General features: G+C 37.3%; 4 protein-coding genes, 22 tRNA genes and 1 rRNA gene. 2 read left to right on the forward strand and 25 right to left on the reverse strand.

What is annotated here, in order from left to right; translation table 11 throughout:
* Positions 1–87 precede the first annotated feature (87 nt).
* Both CD129_RS03420 and CD129_RS13570 read right to left on the reverse strand, forming a co-directional pair.
* Positions 88–1140 carry a PTS sugar transporter subunit IIC gene (locus tag CD129_RS03420; protein ID WP_078357643.1) on the reverse strand — a complete coding sequence of 351 codons (1053 nt, stop codon included), beginning with the start codon at positions 1138–1140 and terminating at the stop codon, positions 88–90.
* A 72-nt stretch (positions 1141–1212) separates the two neighbouring features.
* The gene (locus tag CD129_RS13570; protein ID WP_078357644.1) at positions 1213–1554 is read right to left on the reverse strand and encodes a nuclear transport factor 2 family protein; all 342 of its coding nucleotides are present in this window, start codon (positions 1552–1554) and stop codon (positions 1213–1215) included.
* An 83-nt stretch (positions 1555–1637) separates the two neighbouring features.
* Here CD129_RS13570 and CD129_RS03430 point away from each other — a divergent pair, with 83 nt between their 5' ends.
* A complete protein-coding gene (locus tag CD129_RS03430) occupies positions 1638–2603 on the forward strand; it encodes a LacI family DNA-binding transcriptional regulator (protein WP_078357645.1) in 966 nt (321 codons plus the stop codon).
* 60 nt (positions 2604–2663) lie between these two features.
* A complete protein-coding gene (locus CD129_RS03435; RefSeq protein WP_078357646.1) occupies positions 2664–2879 on the forward strand; it encodes a Gfo/Idh/MocA family oxidoreductase in 216 nt (71 codons plus the stop codon).
* Between the two features lie 92 nt (positions 2880–2971).
* On the opposite strand, the gene CD129_RS03440 is transcribed toward CD129_RS03435, so the two are convergent.
* The 23 genes from CD129_RS03440 to rrf all read right to left on the reverse strand — a co-directional run.
* A tRNA-Leu gene (locus CD129_RS03440) sits at positions 2972–3056 on the reverse strand.
* A 235-nt stretch (positions 3057–3291) separates the two neighbouring features.
* A tRNA-Cys gene (locus CD129_RS03445) sits at positions 3292–3366 on the reverse strand.
* A gap of 6 nt (positions 3367–3372) precedes the next feature.
* Positions 3373–3444 (reverse strand) — tRNA-Gln (locus CD129_RS03450).
* A gap of 14 nt (positions 3445–3458) precedes the next feature.
* Positions 3459–3531: transfer RNA gene (locus CD129_RS03455), tRNA-His, on the reverse strand.
* A 2-nt stretch (positions 3532–3533) separates the two neighbouring features.
* Positions 3534–3607, reverse strand: a tRNA-Trp gene (locus CD129_RS03460).
* Positions 3608–3625: 18 nt separating this feature from the next.
* Positions 3626–3709, reverse strand: a tRNA-Tyr gene (locus CD129_RS03465).
* 6 nt (positions 3710–3715) lie between these two features.
* A tRNA-Thr gene (locus CD129_RS03470) sits at positions 3716–3791 on the reverse strand.
* Between the two features lie 14 nt (positions 3792–3805).
* A tRNA-Phe gene (locus CD129_RS03475) sits at positions 3806–3878 on the reverse strand.
* Between the two features lie 20 nt (positions 3879–3898).
* Positions 3899–3974 (reverse strand) — tRNA-Asp (locus CD129_RS03480).
* A gap of 11 nt (positions 3975–3985) precedes the next feature.
* Positions 3986–4059, reverse strand: a tRNA-Met gene (locus CD129_RS03485).
* A 29-nt stretch (positions 4060–4088) separates the two neighbouring features.
* Positions 4089–4181, reverse strand: a tRNA-Ser gene (locus CD129_RS03490).
* A 12-nt stretch (positions 4182–4193) separates the two neighbouring features.
* Positions 4194–4267, reverse strand: a tRNA-Ile gene (locus CD129_RS03495).
* A 37-nt stretch (positions 4268–4304) separates the two neighbouring features.
* Positions 4305–4378 (reverse strand) — tRNA-Met (locus CD129_RS03500).
* Between the two features lie 19 nt (positions 4379–4397).
* Positions 4398–4473: transfer RNA gene (locus CD129_RS03505), tRNA-Ala, on the reverse strand.
* A gap of 24 nt (positions 4474–4497) precedes the next feature.
* Positions 4498–4571, reverse strand: a tRNA-Pro gene (locus tag CD129_RS03510).
* 19 nt (positions 4572–4590) lie between these two features.
* Positions 4591–4664, reverse strand: a tRNA-Arg gene (locus CD129_RS03515).
* A 9-nt stretch (positions 4665–4673) separates the two neighbouring features.
* A tRNA-Leu gene (locus CD129_RS03520) sits at positions 4674–4762 on the reverse strand.
* Positions 4763–4768: 6 nt separating this feature from the next.
* Positions 4769–4843 (reverse strand) — tRNA-Gly (locus CD129_RS03525).
* 31 nt (positions 4844–4874) lie between these two features.
* Positions 4875–4956, reverse strand: a tRNA-Leu gene (locus CD129_RS03530).
* Between the two features lie 2 nt (positions 4957–4958).
* Positions 4959–5031, reverse strand: a tRNA-Lys gene (locus tag CD129_RS03535).
* Between the two features lie 7 nt (positions 5032–5038).
* Positions 5039–5114, reverse strand: a tRNA-Thr gene (locus CD129_RS03540).
* A gap of 6 nt (positions 5115–5120) precedes the next feature.
* Positions 5121–5196, reverse strand: a tRNA-Val gene (locus CD129_RS03545).
* Between the two features lie 30 nt (positions 5197–5226).
* A 5S ribosomal RNA gene (gene rrf, locus CD129_RS13575) occupies positions 5227–5311 on the reverse strand; the annotation flags it as partial.

The raw sequence follows: 5311 nt of genomic DNA on the forward strand, positions 1-5311 counted from the left end.
TATTCTAATAATTATAGTTAAATTTATATATAAAATGTAATATAAAAAAGCGTCCTCTAACTGAGGGCGCTTTTTAGTATTCAATTCTTATGCATTTTCTTTAAACAAAAACATTTCCTGATTATATTTAGGCAATAATTTCAAACATAATCTATGTACAATATAAGCAAATACAAATGGTATAACAAAGTACGCGAATATTAAAAGAACTATATTTACAATTATTGAGCCGTCCATATATTTTATTGCATTAGCTGGACCAACAAAACCTGTATATCCGAATCCTGTTGACATAGGTGTTCCTTTTATTCCTACAAAATACGTTAGCAAACCACTCATTAACCCATTAATGATCAACGGTATTGCTATTATTGGATTTTTAAAGTAGACAGGTATCATCATTTTTGCAGCACCAATAATAAGTACGATATTAATCCCTTTATCATTTACTTTCCATGATCCCATTAAGAATGTTACACATGCCGCAACGATTCCCATATTACCTGCACCTGAACTTAGACCTTCTAATCCTACAGCTGTTGCAATTGCTACCACTGAAATTGGAGTGACCATAAGGAGAGCATATGTAATTGCTATCAAAATACACATTAACAATGGATTTAAAGTCGAGAATTGTTCTATTAATTTTCCAATGCCTTTTGTTACATTACTTACATATGGCAAAGTAAGCATTCCAATAAAACCACTAACTACCGAAATAAATATTGGCATAATTAGCATATCTAAAGAACCAAATTTACCTTTTAATTTAATCATTAAATAACAACTAATGATTAATACAACTATTAAATTGACCACATCACCAATACTAACAAACATAAATTGGCCATTTTGGACTTTCACAGCACCTGAACCTATTAATCCAGCTGCCCCTATCATCACGGCATCTGTAGCTTGGAATTTAAATTGATTAGCTACAATTATTCCTATAATAAAACTCATAGCATATTGCATAAGTAATAAAGCTTGGTTAAACATTTCAAGTACAGGGTGAAACTGTGATAAGTAACTAAATAAAACACCTAATATTGCATTTGGTATAAGCGCAATAACAATACCTACACCTATACCATTTAATATGTTAAAGAAAAATTCCTTTACAGTGAAATGTCTATCCATAAAATTCCTCCATATTTAAATATGTATTAATCATATATGAGTTTATTTTAATAGACAATCAAATTTTTAATTTTAAATAATTGTACCTTGATGAAATCGCATTTTCCACTGGTTATTTTTTCTGATCCACAAAGTACTTCTATTCGTTAATACATTATCCGTCTCATTGAATAATTTATATGTAACCAATACAATGCCTTTTTGAATCTTGTCAGTTACAAAGTCACTAATTTGATATTCAAAAGTATGTAAAGTGCTGTTTTCAATATCATTTTTATAAATGACTCTACCCGACTTTCCAATCTCTTTGAAATTATCATCAAGTAAATCTAGTATAATGTTATGATCTAATCTATTATTTGCGTTTAAATGAGAACATTCCAGTTCAAAAAATTGTTGTTTAATAAATTTCACCTACTTTATAATTTAAAGATAATTTTTAAGTTAATATGCTAAAATATTTATATAATATATAGTATAAATGAGGGGGAATCCGAATGACAAATCTAAAAGAAGTCGCAAGAAAAGCTGGTGTTTCTCCCAGTACTGTTTCAAGAGTAATTAATAACCACCCTTATGTAAACGAAGAGAAAAGGAATAGAGTACTCCAAGTTATAGAAGAAATAAATTATATACCTAACATTAATGCCATACATTTAAAAAAAGGTAAAACAAACTTAATAGGTGTTGTTATTCCTTTTTCTAATCATCCTTATTTTTCTCAGCTAATACAAGGTATATCAGAAGAAGCAATTAAATTAAACAAGAAAATTGTACTTTTCCAAACTTCTTATGATAACGACCAAGAAATAGACGCTTTAGAAATGCTTAAACTAAAACAACTAGACGCCTTAATTATATGTTCAAGAAATATTTCATTAAATATAATCGAACAGTATGTTGAATATGGTCCTATCTCTATTTTTGAAGATATAACACATTCTAAGCTTCGTACAACCTATATAGATCACTATAAAGCCTTTTACACGGCATTAAACCATTTGTACGAACATGGACATCGAAATATCTCATGTGCTATTAATAGAAAGAATAGTACAAGTTCATTATTAAGGATTGCAGCTTATAAAGATTTTTGCAAAGAAAAATCACTAACTTTCAATAATAAAAAGATTTATGAAAATTATGTATTACTAGAAGATGGTTATATACTTGCTAAAGATTTAAATAAATCACCAACTCCCCCATCAGCAATTATAGTTTCAGGTGACAACACTGCTGCTGGTCTATTACTAAGTATAAACAATGATGCAAAAGAACATTTATCTATTATTGGCTTTGAAAATCATAAAATATCAGAGATGCTTAATTTGACAACGATAGAAATACCACTTATCAATATAGGCAAAAGTCTCTTTAACCAATTATACGATAATAATATAACACATCACTTTTTTGAAACTAAATTAATAAAAAGAAATTCTGTAAAAAATATTAATTGTTGACATGAAATGCATTTCATATATTATCCTTTATTTAATCACATATCTTAGGGGGTAATTTAAATGAATAAACAAAAAGTCGGCATTGATGGGTGTAACATTACTTCAGAAATATATGTAGAATTAGTTCAACACACAAGAAATATTGACATAGTAGCGTGTGCAGATGATAATTTAACAAAAGCAATTAATATGAAAGATAAATACGGAATTCCAAAAGTAATGACAAGAAGTAAGTTGTATAATGATCAAAAAATTGATTATATTATAAAACTTTAAATTGCAGGTTAGTAAAAGAAGAAGACAGTAATCTAATGATGAAATTATAAAAGGCTGAGACAAATTAATTGTCTCAGCCTTTTTGTTATAAGTACCGGTGGTCGGGTTCGAACCGACACGTCCTCAACGGACACGGGATTTTGAGTCCCGCGTGTCTGCCAATTCCACCACACCGGCATAATTATATTTCCTACAAAAAAATCTTCCCAATGGAAGAAATAATGGAGCGGAAGATAGGACTTACACCTATATCTCATTCCGGGAAGGAATGTATTCTAAGAGTTGAAATACTCCCGCATTTTAATAATTAGTAGTTCTGAAAAATAATGGAGCGGAAGATAGGATTTACACCTATATCTCATTCCGGGAAGGAATGTATTCTAAGAGTTGAAATACTCCCGCAAAATATTAATGGAGGCGGCAACCGGATTTGAACCGGTGAATAGAGGTTTTGCAGACCTCTGCCTTACCACTTGGCTATGCCGCCAGACTACTGGGCTAGCTGGATTCGAACCAGCGCGTGACGGAGTCAAAGTCCGTTGCCTTACCGCTTGGCTATAGCCCATTAATAAAAGTAAGGGCGGCTGATGGGAATCGAACCCACGCGTGTCGGAACCACAATCCGATGCGTTAACCACTTCGCCACAACCGCCATGGCAGGGGCAGTAGGAATCGAACCCACATCAAAGGTTTTGGAGACCTCTATTCTACCGTTAAACTATGCCCCTATTAAATTATAAGAAATATGGTGGAGGGGGGCAGATTCGAACTGCCGAACCCGAAGGAGCGGATTTACAGTCCGCCGCGTTTAGCCACTTCGCTACCCCTCCGATAGATGGTGCCGGCCAGAGGACTTGAACCCCCAACCTACTGATTACAAGTCAGTTGCTCTACCAATTGAGCTAGGCCGGCATAATGTTAAAAGATGGCTCAGGACGGAATCGAACCGCCGACACAAGGATTTTCAGTCCTTTGCTCTACCGACTGAGCTACTGAGCCATACATAAAATTTTAAAAAATGGCGGTCCCGACGGGAATCGAACCCGCGATCTCCTGCGTGACAGGCAGGCATGTTAACCGCTACACCACGGGACCTAAAATAATAATTGCGGGAGGTGGATTTGAACCACCGACCTTCGGGTTATGAGCCCGACGAGCTACCGAACTGCTCCATCCCGCGATAATAATAATTTAATTTTACAAATATAATGGCGGAGGAAGAGGGATTCGAACCCCCGCGAGCCGTTAAGCCCCTGTCGGTTTTCAAGACCGATCCCTTCAGCCGAACTTGGGTATTCCTCCACTATATAAGTATGGACCTTGCAGGACTCGAACCTGCGACCCAACGGTTATGAGCCGTTTGCTCTGACCAACTGAGCTAAAGGTCCAAAATTTAAAATATGTATTTCATATTCAAAATTTTAATGGCGGCAGAGGGGATCGAACCCCCGACCTCACGGGTATGAACCGTACGCTCTAGCCAGCTGAGCTACGCCGCCGTAATAATATTATTTTAAATGGTGGAGACTAGCGGGATCGAACCGCTGACCTCCTGCGTGCAAAGCAGGCGCTCTCCCATCTGAGCTAAGCCCCCATTTAATATGTAACTTTTAAAGAGTCGGGAAGACAGGATTCGAACCTGCGACCCCTTGGTCCCAAACCAAGTGCTCTACCAAGCTGAGCTACTTCCCGTAACCAAAAATGGTCATTACGCGCCCGAGAGGAGTCGAACCCCTAGCCTCTTGATCCGTAGTCAAACGCTCTATCCAATTGAGCTACGGGCGCATATTAAAATGGTGCCGAGGACCGGAATCGAACCGGTACGGTAATCACTTACCGCAGGATTTTAAGTCCTGTGCGTCTGCCAGTTCCGCCACCCCGGCAAATAATGGAGCAGAAGACGGGATTCGAACCCGCGACCCCAACCTTGGCAAGGTTGTATTCTACCGCTGAACTACTTCTGCAAGATTAAATGCTTGAATCATATTAATAAAATGCGGGTGAAGGGAGTCGAACCCCCACGCCTTGCGGCGCTAGATCCTAAGTCTAGTGCGTCTGCCAATTCCGCCACACCCGCTATGAGCCATAGAGGATTCGAACCTCTGACCCTCTGATTAAAAGTCAGATGCTCTACCAACTGAGCTAATGGCTCTAAAAAATGGTGCCGGCCAGAGGACTTGAACCCCCAACCTACTGATTACAAGTCAGTTGCTCTACCAGTTGAGCTAGGCCGGCTTAAAATGGTGGAGAATGACGGGTTCGAACCGCCGACCCTCTGCTTGTAAGGCAGATGCTCTCCCAGCTGAGCTAATTCTCCATTTTAATAACATATGTATAATTATTATTTGCCCGGCAACGTCCTACTCTCGCGGAACGTAAGCCCAACTACCATCGGCGCTAAAGAGCTTAACTTCTGTGTTCGGCATGGGAAC

This window comes from Mammaliicoccus fleurettii (genome assembly GCF_003970575.1).
In the GTDB taxonomy this organism is placed as follows: domain Bacteria; phylum Bacillota; class Bacilli; order Staphylococcales; family Staphylococcaceae; genus Mammaliicoccus; species Mammaliicoccus fleurettii.

What these genes read in the sequence shown, in the direction of transcription:
- CD129_RS03420 (WP_078357643.1), bottom strand. Translation starts at nt 1,140, where the DNA reads ATGGATAGACATTTCACTGTAAAGGAATTTTTCTTTAACATATTAAAT.
- CD129_RS03430 (WP_078357645.1), top strand. Translation starts at nt 1,638, where the DNA reads ATGACAAATCTAAAAGAAGTCGCAAGAAAAGCTGGTGTTTCTCCCAGT.
- CD129_RS03435 (WP_078357646.1), top strand. Translation starts at nt 2,664, where the DNA reads ATGAATAAACAAAAAGTCGGCATTGATGGGTGTAACATTACTTCAGAA.